Source organism: Neobacillus citreus, from assembly GCF_018343545.2.
Lineage (GTDB): Bacteria > Bacillota > Bacilli > Bacillales > Cytobacillaceae > Neobacillus > Neobacillus citreus.
In genome coordinates, this window is record NZ_JAGYPE020000025.1 from 1 (window position 1) to 16,754 (window position 16,754).

General features: G+C 42.2%; 17 protein-coding genes and 2 riboswitches. Of the genes, 3 read left to right on the plus strand and 14 right to left on the minus strand.

What is annotated here, in order from left to right:
• Positions 1-201: 201 nt before the first annotated feature.
• The gene (locus KHB02_RS14640; RefSeq protein ID WP_213140249.1) at positions 202-1,317 is read left to right on the plus strand and encodes an IS110 family RNA-guided transposase; all 1,116 of its coding nucleotides are present in this window, start codon (positions 202-204) and stop codon (positions 1,315-1,317) included.
• A gap of 713 nt (positions 1,318-2,030) precedes the next feature.
• On the opposite strand, the gene KHB02_RS14645 is transcribed toward KHB02_RS14640, so the two are convergent.
• On the minus strand, positions 2,031-2,852 hold the full coding sequence (locus tag KHB02_RS14645) for a hypothetical protein (RefSeq protein ID WP_241113868.1): 822 nt from the start codon (positions 2,850-2,852) through the stop codon (positions 2,031-2,033).
• A 172-nt stretch (positions 2,853-3,024) separates the two neighbouring features.
• On the opposite strand from KHB02_RS14645, the gene KHB02_RS14650 reads away from it, so the two are divergent.
• Entirely contained in the window at positions 3,025-4,239 is a 1,215-nt protein-coding gene (locus KHB02_RS14650; protein WP_213140250.1) for an MFS transporter, read from the plus strand.
• A 214-nt stretch (positions 4,240-4,453) separates the two neighbouring features.
• Complete coding sequence (locus tag KHB02_RS14655) at positions 4,454-5,191, plus strand: protein-glutamine gamma-glutamyltransferase (protein WP_213140251.1); 738 nt, start codon at positions 4,454-4,456, stop codon at positions 5,189-5,191.
• A 71-nt stretch (positions 5,192-5,262) separates the two neighbouring features.
• On the opposite strand, the gene KHB02_RS14660 is transcribed toward KHB02_RS14655, so the two are convergent.
• From KHB02_RS14660 to KHB02_RS14720, 13 genes are all read right to left on the minus strand, one after another.
• The gene (locus tag KHB02_RS14660; protein WP_241113869.1) at positions 5,263-6,258 is read right to left on the minus strand and encodes an ABC transporter substrate-binding protein; all 996 of its coding nucleotides are present in this window, start codon (positions 6,256-6,258) and stop codon (positions 5,263-5,265) included.
• 23 nt (positions 6,259-6,281) lie between these two features.
• Positions 6,282-7,049, minus strand: coding sequence for an ABC transporter permease (locus tag KHB02_RS14665; RefSeq protein ID WP_213140252.1), 768 nt, complete (start codon positions 7,047-7,049; stop codon positions 6,282-6,284).
• Positions 7,039-7,809, minus strand: coding sequence for an ABC transporter ATP-binding protein (locus KHB02_RS14670; RefSeq protein WP_241113870.1), 771 nt, complete (start codon positions 7,807-7,809; stop codon positions 7,039-7,041). The genes KHB02_RS14665 and KHB02_RS14670 overlap by 11 nt, the downstream gene beginning before the upstream one ends.
• Positions 7,784-8,455, minus strand: coding sequence for a thiaminase II (tenA, locus tag KHB02_RS14675; RefSeq protein ID WP_213140253.1), 672 nt, complete (start codon positions 8,453-8,455; stop codon positions 7,784-7,786). Before tenA ends, KHB02_RS14670 begins: the two co-directional genes overlap by 26 nt.
• 5 nt (positions 8,456-8,460) lie before the next feature.
• The gene (locus KHB02_RS14680; RefSeq protein WP_277398261.1) at positions 8,461-9,750 is read right to left on the minus strand and encodes an acetylornithine deacetylase; all 1,290 of its coding nucleotides are present in this window, start codon (positions 9,748-9,750) and stop codon (positions 8,461-8,463) included.
• A 73-nt stretch (positions 9,751-9,823) separates the two neighbouring features.
• Positions 9,824-9,927, minus strand: a riboswitch (TPP riboswitch).
• Positions 9,928-10,437 (minus strand): energy coupling factor transporter S component ThiW, encoded by a 510-nt coding sequence (gene thiW / locus KHB02_RS14685; protein ID WP_213140254.1) that lies wholly within the window; start codon positions 10,435-10,437, stop codon positions 9,928-9,930. It abuts the riboswitch before it with no gap.
• A 7-nt stretch (positions 10,438-10,444) separates the two neighbouring features.
• Positions 10,445-11,086, minus strand: coding sequence for a thiamine phosphate synthase (thiE, locus tag KHB02_RS14690; protein WP_213140255.1), 642 nt, complete (start codon positions 11,084-11,086; stop codon positions 10,445-10,447).
• The gene (thiD, locus tag KHB02_RS14695; protein WP_213140256.1) at positions 11,083-11,895 is read right to left on the minus strand and encodes a bifunctional hydroxymethylpyrimidine kinase/phosphomethylpyrimidine kinase; all 813 of its coding nucleotides are present in this window, start codon (positions 11,893-11,895) and stop codon (positions 11,083-11,085) included. Before thiD ends, thiE begins: the two co-directional genes overlap by 4 nt.
• On the minus strand, positions 11,895-12,716 hold the full coding sequence (gene thiM, locus KHB02_RS14700) for a hydroxyethylthiazole kinase (RefSeq protein WP_213140257.1): 822 nt from the start codon (positions 12,714-12,716) through the stop codon (positions 11,895-11,897). Before thiM ends, thiD begins: the two co-directional genes overlap by 1 nt.
• Positions 12,717-12,796: 80 nt before the next feature.
• Positions 12,797-12,905, minus strand: a riboswitch (TPP riboswitch).
• Positions 12,906-13,032: 127 nt separating this feature from the next.
• Positions 13,033-13,275 carry a glutaredoxin family protein gene (locus KHB02_RS14705; protein WP_213140258.1) on the minus strand — a complete coding sequence of 81 codons (243 nt, stop codon included), beginning with the start codon at positions 13,273-13,275 and terminating at the stop codon, positions 13,033-13,035.
• 329 nt (positions 13,276-13,604) lie between these two features.
• The gene (locus KHB02_RS14710; protein ID WP_213140259.1) at positions 13,605-14,399 is read right to left on the minus strand and encodes a HipA family kinase; all 795 of its coding nucleotides are present in this window, start codon (positions 14,397-14,399) and stop codon (positions 13,605-13,607) included.
• The gene (locus KHB02_RS14715; RefSeq protein ID WP_213140260.1) at positions 14,396-15,511 is read right to left on the minus strand and encodes a glycosyltransferase family 4 protein; all 1,116 of its coding nucleotides are present in this window, start codon (positions 15,509-15,511) and stop codon (positions 14,396-14,398) included. The genes KHB02_RS14710 and KHB02_RS14715 overlap by 4 nt, the downstream gene beginning before the upstream one ends.
• A 35-nt stretch (positions 15,512-15,546) precedes the next feature.
• Complete coding sequence (locus KHB02_RS14720) at positions 15,547-16,563, minus strand: RIO2 family protein (RefSeq protein WP_213140261.1); 1,017 nt, start codon at positions 16,561-16,563, stop codon at positions 15,547-15,549.
• Positions 16,564-16,754: the final 191 nt, after the last annotated feature.

Below are 16,754 nucleotides of genomic sequence, written 5' to 3' on the forward strand. Positions count from 1 at the left end.
TGAATACACCTGTTGATTGGCGCGGAAGGCACGAAGACTCCTGCGGGAGTACGGGGCAGGGGAGACCCCGCAGGAGCTTTAGCGACGAGTTATCATGAACGAAACTAGCTCCTATTCGTAAATACGTAGGTTAATTTGGTTAGAATGTTTACTGGAAATCCAAACCAAATCAGAGCTACATTACGAAAGGAGCTAGTTATTATGAAGGATACCATAAAATACGTAGGTTTAGACGTATCAAAAGAAAAAATAGCTGTCGCGATTGCTGATGAAGGAAGAGATGAGCCTAGATACTGGGGCATGATTTCGAATACACCAGAAGCAGTTACGAAATTGATGAAAAAGATAGGAAGCAGCGAGAACTTACGAGTGTGTTACGAAGCAGGCCCTACTGGATATCCATTGTATAGGTTACTCCTTGCGCTAAATATTCACTGTACTGTGATAGCACCATCTTTAATTCCTCAAAGACCTGGTGAACGTATTAAAACGGATCGCAGAGATTCTGTTCGACTAGCTCAATTATATCGAGCCGGGGAATTAACTTCTGTTTACGTTCCTACTCCAGAGGATGAAGCTTTACGTGATCTTGTTCGATGTCGAGAAGATGCAAAAGAAGACGAATTAAGAGCTAAACACCGGTTAAGTAAATTTTTACTCCGTTATGATATCCAACCACCATCAAAGGGAAAAAAATGGACAGTCAGATATTATAGATGGTTGGACACGGTAAAGTTTGAAAACTCTAAACTACAAGTGGTATTTCAAGAGTATTATCATCAAATTAAAGAGATACAACAACGAATCTTAAGACTAGAAGAAGAAATCAGAATACAAGCAACGGAAGGTGCTCATGCCCCAACCATCCAAGCTTTACAAGCATTAAGAGGAGTAGCACTGATTACAGCGACTAGCATTGCGGCAGAAATAGGTTCTTTTAAACGATTTTCCACTCCTAGACAGTTTATGGCGTATGTGGGATTAGTACCTAGTGAATATTCTAGTGGTGAAAGTAGAAGACAAGGAAAGATCACTAAAACAGGGAATCGTCATGTGAGGCGTCTACTAGTGGAATCGGCTTGGAGTTATAGATATAAACCTTCCGTCAAAGGTGAATTACAAAAGAGACAAAATGGACAATCGCCAACCATTCAAGCAATATCTTGGAAAGCACAAAACCGACTTCATAAGAAATATTTTCGATTATTATCAAGAGGCAAAGAAAGTGGTAAAGCCATTACGGCAGTGGCAAGAGAGCTAGCAGGTTTTATCTGGGCAATTACGCAGGAATTAGACGAAGTAGTACCAAAAGCTTAAATAAGTACGTTTTCTCAAATGACGATCAGTACATTAGAAAGAAAATAGATGGATGAGAATAGGGCTCGAAGGCAAAGAGAAAAATCGGGAAGGAAAACCCACGTGCCTCCTCTGTGCTATATCTATTTAGATTAACGCACGTCACGAGTTAGTGGATATGTCCTTTATACGGAAAGATAAAATGTGAGAACCCACGAATATCAGAGCGTTAACCGCAGTAGAGATTTTTGCCTTCGTGCCGTGTCCTTAACATCTATTCCAAAAAACATGAGGGAGGTACGATTATTCCATCTTTAGCTTAAAAAAGTGTCTCACCTCTTTGAATGGCAGTCAAGGAAAGCACTTGACAGCCATTCAAAGAGGTGAGAAGTGGTCAGTAAGCTAAAGAAGGAGCTACTCTAGCCAGAACGGCTAACTATCTAACCAAATAAGCGAAGAAGTGAGAAATAGCTTCTCTTCTTAGAGTTGGTCAAAAATGGACCAAAACCTAGTTTAGTGTGGGAGCCCTTGACAGTTTCGTTCATATCAGGAGGCTCCCCGGCACGCCCGCGGAAAGCGAAGTGCCTGGAGCGCCAATCAACAGACTTGTTGAAAAGACTGATATTAATAATATAATATCAAATTAACGCGGTTAATCATTAAAGAATATGAGTAAAATAAAAGGCTGTCGATAGTTTCTTGACAGCCTGGGGGACCAAGAAAGGTCCCTGTTTTTATTGTTTCGTTATTTTTGAAGGATTATTAATTTTATATAACACGGGCACTTCGACAGTGAACTCCTCCGCCGCGTCCTTCCCTTTTGCAAGTTTTTTTGCGGCCACCTTCCCATCGAATTCGAGCATATCCCCAGGGGCAAGCTCAAACTTTTTCAATGTTTTGCTGTGGCTGCACCAGGCAAGCCCTAGATCGAGAGGATTTTCCTGGACGATTCGGACATTTTCAAGGACAACGACTTCATCGTTTTCCTCGTTAAACGCGTTGTAGGTCAGGGCGAATTGCTTCACAGTGGCTGTAAAATGCACTTTATCTGCAGGCAGCTCTATTTTAGGCGCCTTTTCCTTTTTAGGTTTAGCCTCCTTCACTTTTGCCGGTTTGGCCGGCTCGGCTTGGGAGTTGATTCCCTTTCTTTCTGCTTTACTTTCCAGGTCGATTTTTGCAGATTCCTCCTGACTAACTGCGGTATCTACTTCCTCTACCTTCACATCCCGATCCTCCAGCGTAAGCATACTTTCCTTCCCGAAACTTGCCTGCTGCATTTCCTTTAAATAAGCCGGGTGAATACAGCTAAGGTTTCCATCTGAAAATTCTATTACAAGGGTGTAGTTTTGATTTCCGTACATTTCATAGCCTTTTATGCTTACCAGGCATTGAAATCCTCTGTCCTTATACCAAAATTCTTTTTTTGCTGCTGACAACCCCCATTCCTTCAACTTCCCTTTAAAATCCTCTTCGCTTTGAAAGCTCTCATATTCTCCCATTGGCGGTATGTATTGGGTTAACTTCTTTTTCGTCAATTGAGACTGCTGTGCTGCCAAATATTGCACATCCTTCCATTATTAATTTGTATTTTATTATAGCATGTTCTTCTTGACTGGCCTAAAAACAGCTACAGTGATGATGGGTTTATTTTTTGAAAAATACTTAGTGCAACGAAGATTTTTGGATGTATAATAGCTTTGTATATTTAAAGATGAACGGTGGAGACAGATGCGTACTTATAATGAAAAAATCAGCATATATCATGGAATGGTGTCGACAGTTGCGACAAACTTGGCAAGCAATTATTTTCCTATCTTTGCTATTTCCATCCTCGGGGCGAGCAATTATCAGGTCGGATTAATCAGTTCTCTGCCGCCGCTTGTCGCCCTCATTATGACCATTCCTGCTGCTGTTATCTTAAATCGGTTGGAAGAGCAAAAGAAAACCGTTGCCTTGTCCGTTCTCTGGGCAAGGGTATTGTTTTTATTGCTCATTGGTGTGGTTTATTTGCAGTCATCCATGCAGGCATGGACATTTTTATTGATTATTGCCTTAATGAATGTTCCCGGTACCATTTCAAACGTAGGCTGGCAGACATTAATCAGCGGGATGATTTCCGAAGAACGAAGAGGTACATTTTTCAGCGACCGTAACCGGCTTTTAACGTTGGTAGGAATGGTAACAACACTGATTATCGGGATTGTCATGAAGAAAGAAACAGATAACGCGGCTGCATACCAGACCTTATTTTTTATGGCCTTTACCTTTGGTGTACTGGAAGTTGTTTTCTTAATGAAGCATAAGGAAACGATAAAGTCAAAACAGGTGAAGGAACCGAAGAATTCTTCGATGGATTGGTCAATTTTTAAGGACCGGGGCTATAAATGGTTTCTGATCGCTGCCCTTTGTTTTAATTTCACTTGGCAAATGGCTTGGGGTCTATTCAATATTTATAACGTAAAATATGCTCATGCCACGATTCTGTGGATTAGTATTTTCTCTGTTGCGAATCAGCTAGTACAAATATTTTCCTATCCGCTCTGGAAAAAATGGGCGGATCAAAAATCCAATACATTAATGCTCGTGTGGGTGGCAGCTGGAATGGCTACTGCGCCTTTCTTAAATGCTCTATCTACGAACCTTTATTATTTAACGTTTGTCAGCATGACTTCGGGATTCTTTGTATCAGGGACCGTGCTGCTGTTGTTTAACCTATTGCTTGAGCAATCACCGAAGGAAAAGAGAACCTATTGCATTACAACCTACAACGTTCTCCTCTCCTTCGTCGCCTTCATCGCACCGCAAATCGGCATCTGCCTGCTCGAAATCGGCGGAATCATCACCGCCCTCAACATCAGCACCGTATTTAGATTCATGAGCGCCCTCGTCTTTCTGCTCATGTACATGAAATCCTTGAAAGTGTCAATGAAGGTATCTCAATGAAGGTTTTAATCCGTACGAAGGTGTCAGGCACCTCTTGATGACAATGTCCCCCTGAGACGGACGCATAATATAGAAATTGCTCTTAAAAAGTTGGGGTTTTTATCCCAACTTTTTGTTTTTCAAACTAGGCAGTGAAGAATTTATTTTAAGTGTCACAACTAAGGATTATTCATAATGTAAAGGTAGGCTGATATCTGATTTCGGGGGGGAAAATATGATTCGTATCAATAATCAGGTTGTTAAGGCAGAGGAGCTTTATAAACAAATCACCAACCAAGAGCAGCGTAAAATAATAAAACAAATGACTGCTTATGAAGAGGTTTATTCGTATCAAACCGTGGAGCAGCTTAAATTCGAACTGACTTTTCGGTCCAATACGATGAGAGCTGCCCGTGAACTGAACAAGAGCGGCGCAATATTTACAACCTTTACCTATGCAATCTGCAATAAAAAATATTGGGACCGGCTCGGCAACGGAGGGTTCCTACTGAAGCCAGGAGCAAGTCCTTCGACTGCTATTCTAGACATCTTAAAAAACGGAAAGCTGTATGCTTTTGAGTGTTCCACTGCTATAGCCATTGTTTTATATATTGCTACCCTTTATTCAATTGGCAGAACGCGGTTTGATTTGCTGTTTGAACGCCTATATTTAATGGACTGGCAATTTGATGAGGATTTGCCAATCTACCAAAAATTCGGTGATGATTATTTACCAGGAGATGCTCTTCATTTCAACAATCCAGATTTCAGTCCAAAGGAACCTCATTGGAGAGCGGAAAATGTCATCTATTTTGGCGGCGATCAATACTATGGCCACGGAATCGGTATCCGAAACGCCAAAGTCATTATAGACTTCCTAAACAAAAAACGAAAACCCAGCCCCAACCACTCAGCCTACCTGATGAACATGATCTCTCGCCCAAATTATTCATATTTTCTAACATATCAGTAATGGTTTCAGGCACCGCGCGTGGACATTTGTCCACTTACGGTGCCTGACCATGACATCAAGATTATTATTTATTAAAAGTTAATATAGGCATCTTCTGGTTTGATATCTTTATTGATGATTTTGGTATCCTTTAGCCATTTAGCAGCATGTTCCCAGACTACAGAATCCTGGTAGCCGAACGGCTTATCTCCTGCATCCATCAACGGCAGCAGAATTTCGAGGCTCTTCGTCTCGATGTCCTTTTCCAGTGGCGATGATTTGTCTTCATGCTTTAATAGAATGGACAGCCCCTCTTCCGGATGGTCCGCAACATATTTTTGTCCATCTCTTATGGCAGCCATAAACTTCTTAAATACTTCAGGTTTTTCCTTTAACCCTTTTTCACTTCCTACCAGCACCAATTCATAATAGTCTGGTACACCATAATCTGCTGGATTTAACGTACGCATTGGGTGTCCCTCTTTATCAAGCAATAATTTCTCATGATTGATATAGCCGCCAATCAAGGCATCGGTTTTTTTCGTAGCCATCGCCGGAATCAAGTCCCAGCCGACATCGACCATTTTTATCTTTCCAGCATCTCCGCCATCTGCCTTTACCATCGTTTGAATTATCGCCTCATCTAAGGGAATCGATGGATAGCCGATGGTCCGTCCAGCCAAATCCTTCGGTGATTGAATCGGGCTATCGGCTGCAACCATTAATTGGTTAAGCGGATGTCTAACGAGAGCAGCGAATGACCGGACAGGAATATCCTCTCCACGTGCTACTAATACCTGCGGCTGGTAACTGATCGCCATGTCAAATTTACCAGCGGCCACAAGTTTTAAAGGATCGTTCGTGTCTGCAGGCATTTGAATGTCGACATCCAGTCCTTGTTTTTTGAAATAGCCCTTTTCCTGTGCTGCAAAAAGAAACGAGTGAACGGCATTCGGATACCAGTCAAGCATCAAGCTGACTTTCTGGAGGCCCTCCTCTTTAGCGGGGGACTTATCGGCCCCTGCCTTCCCGCATGCGCTAACCAACAGAAGCAGCAAACTCACCATAACCAATAAACTTTTTTTCACAATAATAACTTCCTTTCAGCAAATTAACGAATCTTATTTTTTATTAACTTTTTTTCTAGTAAGCTTATAAACAAAAACAATACAATTCCCATTAAAGAAAGCAGAAAAATAGCTGCAAAGACCGAATCTGACTGGAGATTTGAAGACATCCTCCGGCTAAAATAGCCCAGCCCTTCACTTGCCCCCAGCCACTCTCCGATAGTGGCGCCGACGACACAATAAACCACCGCCATCTTCAAACCGGACATGATGGATGGCAAGGCCATCGGAACCTGCACCTTTTTAAAAATTGTCCAGCGTCCGGCCCCCATTGTTAACAGTAATTCACGATATTCGCTTCCGCCCGCCTTCAACCCGTCATAAGTACTCACAACGATTGGGAAAAAGGCTACCAATATTGTCACAGCAACCTTGCTCCATATCGTGTAGCCGAACCACATGATAAAAATCGGCGAAATGGCAATCATCGGGATCGTTTGCGAGATGATTAGAAAAGGATAAAGCACTTTTTCTAATATCTTAGAAAAATGCATACTAACGCCTAATAGCAGCCCTCCTATAAGCGAAATTCCAAAGCCAATCAAAACCTCTAAGAATGTCGCTGGTAAATGCTCGCCCAAAAGAATCTCACGATTATTCACAAGTGACTCGCCGATTGCCGTAGGTGCAGGCAATATAAATGACGGCACCATTCCAGCTTCAACTACCCACTGCCAAATATTGATTAAACAAATGGCCGTCAGCAAAAACAAACCGTATTCTCCGGCCCATCTTTTCCATTTACTCCTCATGTTGTATCAGCCGCTCCAATTCTTTACGCATCGAAATAAACTCTGGTTGATAAATAGATTCTGAATTTCGTGGTCTTGGCAGGTTGACCTTGTATTCCAAGACTCCTCTATTTTGAAGGAGAAGAATTCTATCGCTTAATAAAATTGCCTCCTCGAGATCATGTGTGATGAACAGGACGGTCTTTTTAAGCTCACCCCATAGCCCCAATAACCAGCTATGCATGGTTCGTTTCGTTAACGAATCCAGCGCCCCAAACGGTTCATCCAACAATAAAAGTTCCCTGCCTGTCATAATGGTCCGTAAAAAGGCGACACGCTGTTTCATTCCCCCTGATAATTCATCTGGATAAGCATTCTCATATTCCTTAAGGCCAAAACGGGATAACCAAGCACGGATTTCGTGTGCCTTTTCCCGCTTGTCCTCTTTCGCGATTTCTGAGGGCAACAGCACGTTTTCCATTACCGTCCGCCAAGGCAGCAGTAAATCTTTTTGCGGCATATAGCCAACTTTTCCTAGTCTGCCTGAGGATAGATTCCCAGCAATTTGTATTTTTCCCTGGCCCGGTTTAAGCAGTCCGGTAATTAATTTAAAAAGTGTACTTTTCCCTGACCCGCTTGGGCCAATAAGGGAAACAAACTCCCCCGCCTTTAAATCGAGCGAAAGCTGTTGAAAAATCGGCTGCATATCCCTATCAAACGTATATGTTAAATCTTCGATGTGTAACATATTTGAATTAGACAGGCCAATCTCCTCCCTCATAGACCATGTCCCAGAACATATACTCAAACCTGGATGTGGTGAGAAAATGCTCTTCTAAAACCGCCAATTCTCGCTCTGGTTTTCCTTCCGTTAATTTATCTAACAAATCGATTAGCCAGAGAGCCAGCGACCCGAATTCATCAGAAGAGTACATTTTCACCCAGTCGCCGTATAATAGATGATCGCTAGAGTTTTGATAGTTTTCTGCTAGCATTTTACCGATTTCCCAATAGCTCCACATACATGGCAGCAGACTTGATATTAATTCCTCCAAAGAACCATTTTGAGCCACATTTAACATGTAGCGGGTGTAAGCTAAATTAATCGGAGTAGGTTCGGTGCCTTCAAGATCCTGTTCCGTAATTCCAAACCGTTTCGCATACTCGCGGTGCAGGTCCATTTCACCATGTAAGGTTTCATCTAAAAGCTTTGCAAAAGCTGCCATGGTCTCAACATCTCTCGCCTTCACCGTTCCAAACGCAAACAACTTTGAATAGTCAATAAGAAACACATAGTCCTGCTTCATATAGCGGATAAAAGATTCGACCGGAAGATCGCCACGTCCCAACCCGACTACGAATGGATGCTCATGTGTTTTCTCCCAAATTCCATTAACTTTTTCAAAAAGCCGATCAGAAAATTTCATTGGCTTTACTCCTCCTTTAGTGTGTTGCACCAGACAGCAATAAATTGAGCTAACACTTTTGTAAAGTCTAACAATTGCCGAATCTCGACCTTCTCATTAACAGCATGGGCATCCTCTAGTTTTCCCGGCCCAAAAATAACTGTCGGAATTCCTGCACGGCCAAGCCAGCCTGCATCTGTTACCGTCGTTGACATATCCAGTACAGGCTTTTTCATAAGCGTTTTTTCAAAGGAGCTTGCCAGCATTCGGGTTCCTGAATGGTCCACATCAAGCTCCAAGGAAGGAAATATTTCACCACGATCGATTATCATGGATTTACCGCCCCAAACAAATTCCGGTGGATTGTCACGAAGCCATGGATCCGCAGCTGCCACTGCACCAATATGTTGCTCAATCTCCTTTATAATCTCTTCGTAATCTTCATTTGGGTAGAAATGAAAGGTAACCCACAAGGCGCAGCGGTCGGCAACAAACGCAGCATGCCTTCCGCCCTCGATTACAGCAGGATTAATTGTATTCATACCTGGTGGAAAACCTTCGTAACTTTTTGTCACAGCCCAGTGGCGTTCAAGGTCTTGAAGGCCTTCGATGATTTTCGTCATTTTTTCAATCGCACTGGCACCATTGATGCCCCCGCCGGCATGAATCAGCCTTCTCCTCATCCCATCATGATAGGTTTCTTTGCTTTGAATCGTTATCCAGCCGGTTATGACGCCGCCCTGCCCTTGAATATGTAAATCGCTTGTGTCAACTACCACTGCATAGTCAGCAGAATAGCCCCTTTCCAAACAAGCAAGCGTTCCTGCCTCGCCAACTTCTTCTCCGATAACAGACTGAAATTGCAAATCTCCTTTAAGCGGAACCCCAAGCTCTTTTAAAAGTTTTATAGCAATGAGGGATGCGGCAATACCGCCTTTCATGTCGGCAACACCGCGTCCATATATATAAGAATCCTTGATTCTGGCAGAAAACGGGTCCGCCCCCCATTCCTTCTCGTCGCCAACCTCAGCAACATCCACATGTCCATTGACAATTAAGCTGCTATATTGCTCAGAGGATTCACCCTTTAAAATTCCAACCACATTCGAATCCCCAGGATATACTTCCCACATATCGGTATGAAATCCCATGTCTCCTAAATAGCTTTTAAGAAACTCCTGGATTCCCGTTGTATTCCGGGCCGGAGGACTTTCAGTCGGAAACGCAATTAGGTCGCTCAAAAGTTTAAGCAGTTCGGCTTCCCTAGCTTCCACTTCTTGTCCGATCGTTTCTATTAAATTTTCCAGACCAACCATTCCTAAAGCCTCCTAAATTCATTCTAGGTTTTAAAAAAATAACACCCACTCTTTATAGCAAGGGTAAGAGTGGGTTCTGATCGTTCCACTTCCCTCCGCTGGAATCATCCAGTTCAGGTTCAAAGGGTTCGGAGCTGTGCCCATCTCAAGCCTTTTAGGCTTCCCCCAGTGAAGGTTCTATTTAGTTACTGTGATATTTTTCTCGCCAAGCCGCACTTTCTTCCTTAAGAAAATCGTTAAAATCACAAATCCAAGCAGTGCTCCCGCAAAGGAACTGAAAATAAATAATGGGATAAACCCGAATAGAGTTGCTTTCTGCCCGAGGATTAGGGTTGCAATAGGATAGGAAAGCAATGCTCCAAGAATTCCCGTCCCAATAACTTCTCCTATAACAGCAAAGTAGATTTTTCTAGTTTTCCAAAATAATAGTCCGGCTAGAAATGCCCCGACCATGCTTCCAGGAAACGCAAAAAGCGAACCTGTGCCCATCATATTCCGAAGCAGGGAAACACAAAAGGCCTGGGCCACGGCATAATAAGGGCCCAACAGAACAGCGGAAAGAACGTTTAAAAAATGCTGCATTGGAAAAACCTTTGTAAAGCCAATCGGAATCACGACCAAATTACTTGAAAGAGTCCCCATCGCAATCATCATGGCAGTTAACGTAAGCTTATACGTTTTTTTCATGACCTCTTCACTCCCCTACACTTTTTCGCAAAGCCTTTGCAGCTAAGTGCGGTGAATCGGCAAGGCTGATGGCAGTAATAACTGAAACGCCATCCGCTCCGGCTTCCACGACAGTTGCCGCATTTTCACTTGTAATCCCGCCAATTCCAACAATCGGTACAGCAATTCCTTGGCTTCGCAGTTCCTCGATCAGGGCAGTCCCTCTTGATGGCTTTGCATCGGCCTTCGTTTTTGTTGGATAAACCGGTCCAATTCCGAAATAATCGGCACCAGCGCTAAGTGCTGCTTCGGCCTCCTCCGGCGTATGAACGGATACACCAAGAATTTTATTATCGCCAATTTGATTTCTGACTGTTTCAGCCGGTTCATCCTCCTGACCAATATGAACCCCATCTGCGTCAAGCGCGATTGCCAGTTCAAGATCATCATTAACGATAAACGGAATTCTGTGTTCTTTGCATAGGCTTTGCAGTTTTTTCGCAAGAGCATATTTTTCTTCCCCAATTAAAGCCCCTTCGCCTTTTTCCCGAAATTGAAAAAAGGTAATTCCTCCGGCGATGGCTTCTTTCAATACCTCAACCGGGTCCTTCCTGCAATTGGCTGTTCCCATAATAAAATATACTTTCAAGGCTTCCCGTAAGTTTATCATGATTGGACCATCTCCATGATTCTTTTCCGGTAAGCCCCATGGTTTGTCGGCCCATGTCCCTGTCCAATCGCAATCCCATCTTCAATTGCAGCCTGAATAAAATCCTTCGCCTTGATGACCGCTTGATATACATCTGCTCCCCTAGCCAGTTCAGCAGTAATAGCTGCTGAAAAAGTGCAGCCAGTGCCGTGTGTGTTCTTAGTCGGAATTCGCTTACTCGTAAAAGTATAGAATTCTTTTCCATCGAAGAGGAGATCTGTTGATTCTGAAGGGTTTTCATCATGGCCGCCTTTCAGCACAACGTTTTGCACCCCTAAGGCATGTAATTTTTTTGCTGCCTCCTGCTTATCTTCTGCTGTACGTATAGACATCCCGGTTAGGACCTCAGCCTCTGGAATATTCGGGGTAACCACTTTGGCAAGCGGCATTAAAAATTTCTGCATCGCAGAAATTGCTTCCATCTTAAGCAAGGAAGCCCCGCCTTTTGCGATCATTACAGGATCGACAACAACATTATCCCAATGATATTTTGTAAGATTAACAGATACAGCTTCAATAATTTCCGCATTAAATAACATACCCGTTTTCACCGCATCGGTCCCCATGTCCTCACCGATGGCTTTCATCTGTTCGATAACCGCTTCTGCTGTCATTGGATAAACTCCATGGACACCTAATGTATTTTGCGCTGTAACAGCGGTTAATGCGGACATGCCAAAAACCTCTAACTCCTGAAATGTTTTTAGGTCCGCCTGAATTCCGGCCCCGCCGCCTGAATCGGAACCTGCAATCGTTAACGCCTTATTCATTATTGCCCTCCTCCTGTTAATTTTTTTATGGAAGAATAAAGATTGATGTCATCTGCAGCAACCTTCGAAAGCTGGTTCAAAAATTCGATTTGAAAGCTTCCTGGGCCTGATTCCACCGTTAGTTCCGCCGCCTTTTCTGCGGCTATTCCGTATATCGAGACTGCAGCAACAGATGCCTGCAGTAAATCCTTCTCCACCCCGGTAAATGCACCAATAACGGAGGTTAAAAGACAACCAGTACCTGTCACTTTTGTTAACAATGGATGTCCATTAGCCACAACATAAGTGGTACTCCCATTCGTAACGACATCTTCCTTCCCTGTAATGACGACGATACAGTTTAATTTTTCTGCAGCAGTCATAGCGAGATCGGTAATATTACCATTTGTGCTTCCCGCATCGACACCTTTGATTTCCCATTTCTCTCCAACGACATTGGCAATTTCAGCGGCGTTCCCTCGAATTATGGATACTCTTAGTTCCCTCATGATCCTTTGCGCTGTTTCCGTCCGATAAGGGGTTGCCCCTGCACCCACCGGGTCAAAAATAACCGGAATACCTTGTTCATTGGCCGCCTTCCCTGCCAAAATCATCGAATCTACCGTTTGTGAATTTAAAGTGCCAATATTTAAAACTAGTGAACTGGCGATCCGTGCCATATCTCCGGCTTCCTCAGCAGCATTCGCCATTACCGGTGATGCCCCAAGAGCCAAAAGTCCATTAGCAGTAAAATTGGTTACCACTACATTCGTAATATTATGTACAAGCGGTTTTACTTCTCTTACTTTTTGCAACGTTTCAAACAAGTTGTTTTTAAGCAAATCCTTCTCCTCCTTTTAAAAAATAAAAAAAACCAGACCCTCATAAAGGACCTGGTTAAGTTAAGTAAGAAACCGTAAAAATTAAACATGGTCTACTTTCCTACGCTGGTATTATCCAGTTCAGGTCCGAAGGGTTAAAAACTAGCCGTTTTCTCTCAGCCCGCTAACAGGGCACCCCTAGTAGTTACATCAAATATGAAATTATCATCAGAATAAACCTAAGAATCTTTTTTGTAAAGAAAAATAACTTAAAAATACTTTTGTTTAACCCGCTTCTAAAAACTCCGAAATACTCGATTTCCGAAATTTGTACTTATTAGCTCTCTTTCGCAAGCTCCATCAATTCTTTAAGATCATTTGTAAAACCCTTTACCGCACGGTTATTCACTACCGTAACAGGAACACCGAGAAAACCGTATTTTTCCACTTCCTTTTGATACTCAGGATTTTCTGCCACATTTCTTGTCTCAAAAGGAATTCCTTCTTCAGTCAGGACTTTCTTAACCATTGTGCATTCGATACAGTCGTTGGTGGTATAAACAATTACTTGTTTGCTCAAGATAAAATTCTCCCCTGTCCGATTATGTCTAACATACACAATATTCATTTTACCTACAAAAAGCAATTTAAATGATTAAATGCAAATGATTTATAGAAAGGCAAACAGTGGGAATAAAGCTTTATGTCGGGTCATGTCGTTTTGTACATCACTCTACCGACCTCACAACTCGAGAAATGTCACTTCATGCGCTTTCCCAAGGAATAAACACAATAATTTCCCATCACAAAACAGCCTATTCAACCAAAAACCACGAAAAAACAAAAAAATAACCGTCAAAAAATGACGGTTTAAACACTGTATACCGACTATTTTACAATTCATCCGCCTTAGGTGGACAAATTGCCAAAATGTCTTTTTGTGGTGTCTGACACCCATTTTCTTTTCATAAACCTTTCGACCAATTTAGGAAGAATTTTTTTTCGCCTTGTTACGAGTGTTGTTACTATTGCTTTTTTTTCGTCTTTTGTGACGCCCCATTCTTCCGGGATAAGATCAACAATTTCTTCTATTAATAATATGGGGATTGTTTGAATGATTTCCAAGTACCCATAGAATATTTTTTCATCCTCGATATAGGCCGACATCAATTCATGTGTGGCACTTTTTAATATATCGGCAGGGAGATTCTCTATATCCTCCTGGGTCCAATTAAAAGAACCAAAAACCTCTGCCTGGTCGATCATCCAAAGCTTATATCCACCTGAGGCAACTTCTTGAAAAAGAACATTCATACGGGTCCGATCACGATTAAACAACCAATAATCAAATGCAATAATACCTGCTAATGACTGGTGGTTTTCAATAGAAGAAATTTTTGAAACCTTGTGGCCATCCAGACAATCAGGAATATACAAGGATGCAAATTGGTATTGGGTGTGTCCCATCTTGGCAAGTTCAGGTACCTGTAACGAGAATTCCTGCGGAATTTCTACGATTCTGCCAAATGGAATTGGCAATCCTAGATATCGCCCAAGGCAGTAGGCGACCCATTCATTGGGCAGTGATCTTTCAAAACCTTGCTGAAAAAATTTCACCACATACTCCCTGCCATCATCAAACGTGATTAAATGAGCATTCGATTTTCCTTGTAATTTTTTCTGATACGAAACAGGTTTAATCAAGTCGCCTCCACCTCCCCATCTCCGTTCCTCTCCAATTGAATGAATGATTTTAATAAATGAACGTATTGATCGGCGACCACTTGAATGGCAAAATTTTCTTCCACCCGACGAACTGCAGCTTCCGACATATTTCGATGCATGTCGGGATTGTCTACAATCTCATAGATTTGCTTGACTGCATCGTCGACGTTTTGGCCCCGATAAAGCAAGCCTGTCTCACCATTTACCACCAGTTCGTTAATTGGCATGATGTTCGAAGCCACAACAGGAACCCCGCACACCATCGATTCAATAAAAGTATTCCCAAACGATTCCGACTTGGTTGTCGCTAGGGTGCAGCCACCCGATTCGCGAATTTTGGCATAGACATGCGGCATCTGCTGGTACGGAATAACTGGAAACCATTTCACAATGTCAGTTAGTTCCCCGTCCTTCCAGGCGGCAGCAAATTCTTCCCGCTGGACGCTTTGTGCACCGCCAATGAGCCAGAATTCTATATCATCGCGTTCATGTTTTATTTTCTTGGCTACCTCCAATAGCATCGGCCAATTCTTCCGCCTGTCAGTCCGGCCTATCCAGCCGACAATTTTTTTACCAAGCTGGTTAAGAGGCAGGCTTGCAAAATCGATTTCCTCCACAGGCAGTGCCCGAAAAAAGGACGTATCGACTCCGTTGTATATAACGTGAATAGGAATATCCTCTGTAAGAATGGAAACAAGCCTTTTCTGATAGTGGGAAGGAACAATGATTAGTTTAGGCTCGATTCCTTTGAAGGTTTTCAAATGCGGCATCAATTTGATAAGCTCGGGGGTTCTGGCCTCTATTAATATAGGACCTTCGTATTTCGCTTTTCGAATCCACTTGTAGGCAGCACCGGTGTCGACTACGATGATGGCATCATATCCATTTTCTTTGATAATGTTAATAATCTCATTGTCGTCCTTCGTTAAATAAACTTTAGCCACATCCTGCATAATATGAAGGCCGCCGTGGTCCGTCGTATAGAGAAATTCGGTTTCAATTCCATGTTTTTTAAAATAAATGGCTCGATTTCGCCAACCGGCATTTACTCCTCCTACAGTGAGCAAGCGCCAGATGACCAATATCTTCATGTTCGCTTCACCTCTCTTTTTAATAGGTTTGTAGTTTACCTTTTATGTCTTTTTTTATCTTTTTCATGCTTGTGACGCTTACGATCTTTATCATGATGACCTTTACTGTGGTGTCGATCTTTTTTTCGGTCATCATAACTGTATCCTTCATATCGGCGGGAGCGTTTATCCTTATTTTTCTTGCTGCGCTCTTTCACTGGGTAATTCTTCTCGAAACTTTGTTCACGTTTATCCCAGTACTCATCAATCTTTTCCATAACTACTTCTGGGTCAGTACCCCGGGCCAGCATGGTTTTGATCCATTCTTCCTTAAAAACCTTGTACATTAGCCCTTCAAGCTGTAATACGTATTTTTTTTCGTTGTCTACTATTAGATTCTTTTCACTTAATTTTTTTAAAGTTTTTTTGTTGGATTTCTGCTTGAGTATAATTTCATAAATATGACGTGAAAGTTCTTCCATTCGGATGAAGTTCTGCCATTCCTCATATAAGTCAGGCGATAATGCTTGTACATGGGATAAAAATACTTCTTTATACTCTTTCCCTAAGGAATTAATTAATTTTCTAGGATAAGGGTAAACACGGTCGCGCCATACGGTCCTCGCGACATCAATCACCTTTAAGCTCCCGTCCTCCTGCAAATAGATTTGCCGTTTATGATGGTCTATCCGTTCATAACCTATCTTTTTAAAAGTAATGAGCATGTCTATTAGTTTTGCAGAGAGTTCCTCCGTTAATGGCTGTGATTGCAAATATTCCCGCAAATCAACCCCTTTGATAATCTCCATTGCGATGTAAAGCTTTCCTTTTGCATATACTCGCGGTAAAAGGGTGGTCTGTTGGCCAAGCGATAAAGCATAATACTCCCGTTCACAATCCTCTTCATTTCCAAACACCTTAACGCAAATGTCATTAGTATAGTGAAAAACTGCTCCCTGCCTGCCTTTACCAATCATCGTCAACAGGGTATTATTCACAACCTCCACATCTGCATTCGGTACATTTTGGACGCTAATGCCGCTCAATATATTTTCGAGACGCTTAATATCCATTTATTTCCTCCCTCCTGTATTTTTTAAAATATGCCATTAGGCATGAAGCATAATTCATTAATATTACCTCCACATAACAATAACCATCCAAAATCTTAACAACATCTGCCTCTTCTTATAGTTAATTCATATTAGCTGTAAATGGTTAAGGCTTGTATCCTATAAATGTGAAAGTAATTTTTGAAAATAGC

Excerpts from the sequence above, each read along its gene's own strand:
- KHB02_RS14665 (WP_213140252.1), bottom strand. The coding sequence starts at position 7,049 with ATGAGGAGTAAATGGAAAAGATGGGCCGGAGAATACGGTTTGTTTTTG.
- KHB02_RS14680 (WP_277398261.1), bottom strand. The coding sequence starts at position 9,750 with ATGGTTGGTCTGGAAAATTTAATAGAAACGATCGGACAAGAAGTGGAA.
- KHB02_RS14720 (WP_213140261.1), bottom strand. The coding sequence starts at position 16,563 with ATGGATATTAAGCGTCTCGAAAATATATTGAGCGGCATTAGCGTCCAA.
- thiD (WP_213140256.1), bottom strand. The coding sequence starts at position 11,895 with ATGAATAAGGCGTTAACGATTGCAGGTTCCGATTCAGGCGGCGGGGCC.
- tenA (WP_213140253.1), bottom strand. The coding sequence starts at position 8,455 with ATGAAATTTTCTGATCGGCTTTTTGAAAAAGTTAATGGAATTTGGGAG.
- KHB02_RS14650 (WP_213140250.1), top strand. The coding sequence starts at position 3,025 with ATGCGTACTTATAATGAAAAAATCAGCATATATCATGGAATGGTGTCG.
- KHB02_RS14715 (WP_213140260.1), bottom strand. The coding sequence starts at position 15,511 with ATGAAGATATTGGTCATCTGGCGCTTGCTCACTGTAGGAGGAGTAAAT.
- thiE (WP_213140255.1), bottom strand. The coding sequence starts at position 11,086 with ATGATAAACTTACGGGAAGCCTTGAAAGTATATTTTATTATGGGAACA.
- KHB02_RS14670 (WP_241113870.1), bottom strand. The coding sequence starts at position 7,809 with ATGAGGGAGGAGATTGGCCTGTCTAATTCAAATATGTTACACATCGAA.
- KHB02_RS14655 (WP_213140251.1), top strand. The coding sequence starts at position 4,454 with ATGATTCGTATCAATAATCAGGTTGTTAAGGCAGAGGAGCTTTATAAA.
- KHB02_RS14640 (WP_213140249.1), top strand. The coding sequence starts at position 202 with ATGAAGGATACCATAAAATACGTAGGTTTAGACGTATCAAAAGAAAAA.
- thiW (WP_213140254.1), bottom strand. The coding sequence starts at position 10,437 with ATGAAAAAAACGTATAAGCTTACGTTAACTGCCATGATGATTGCGATG.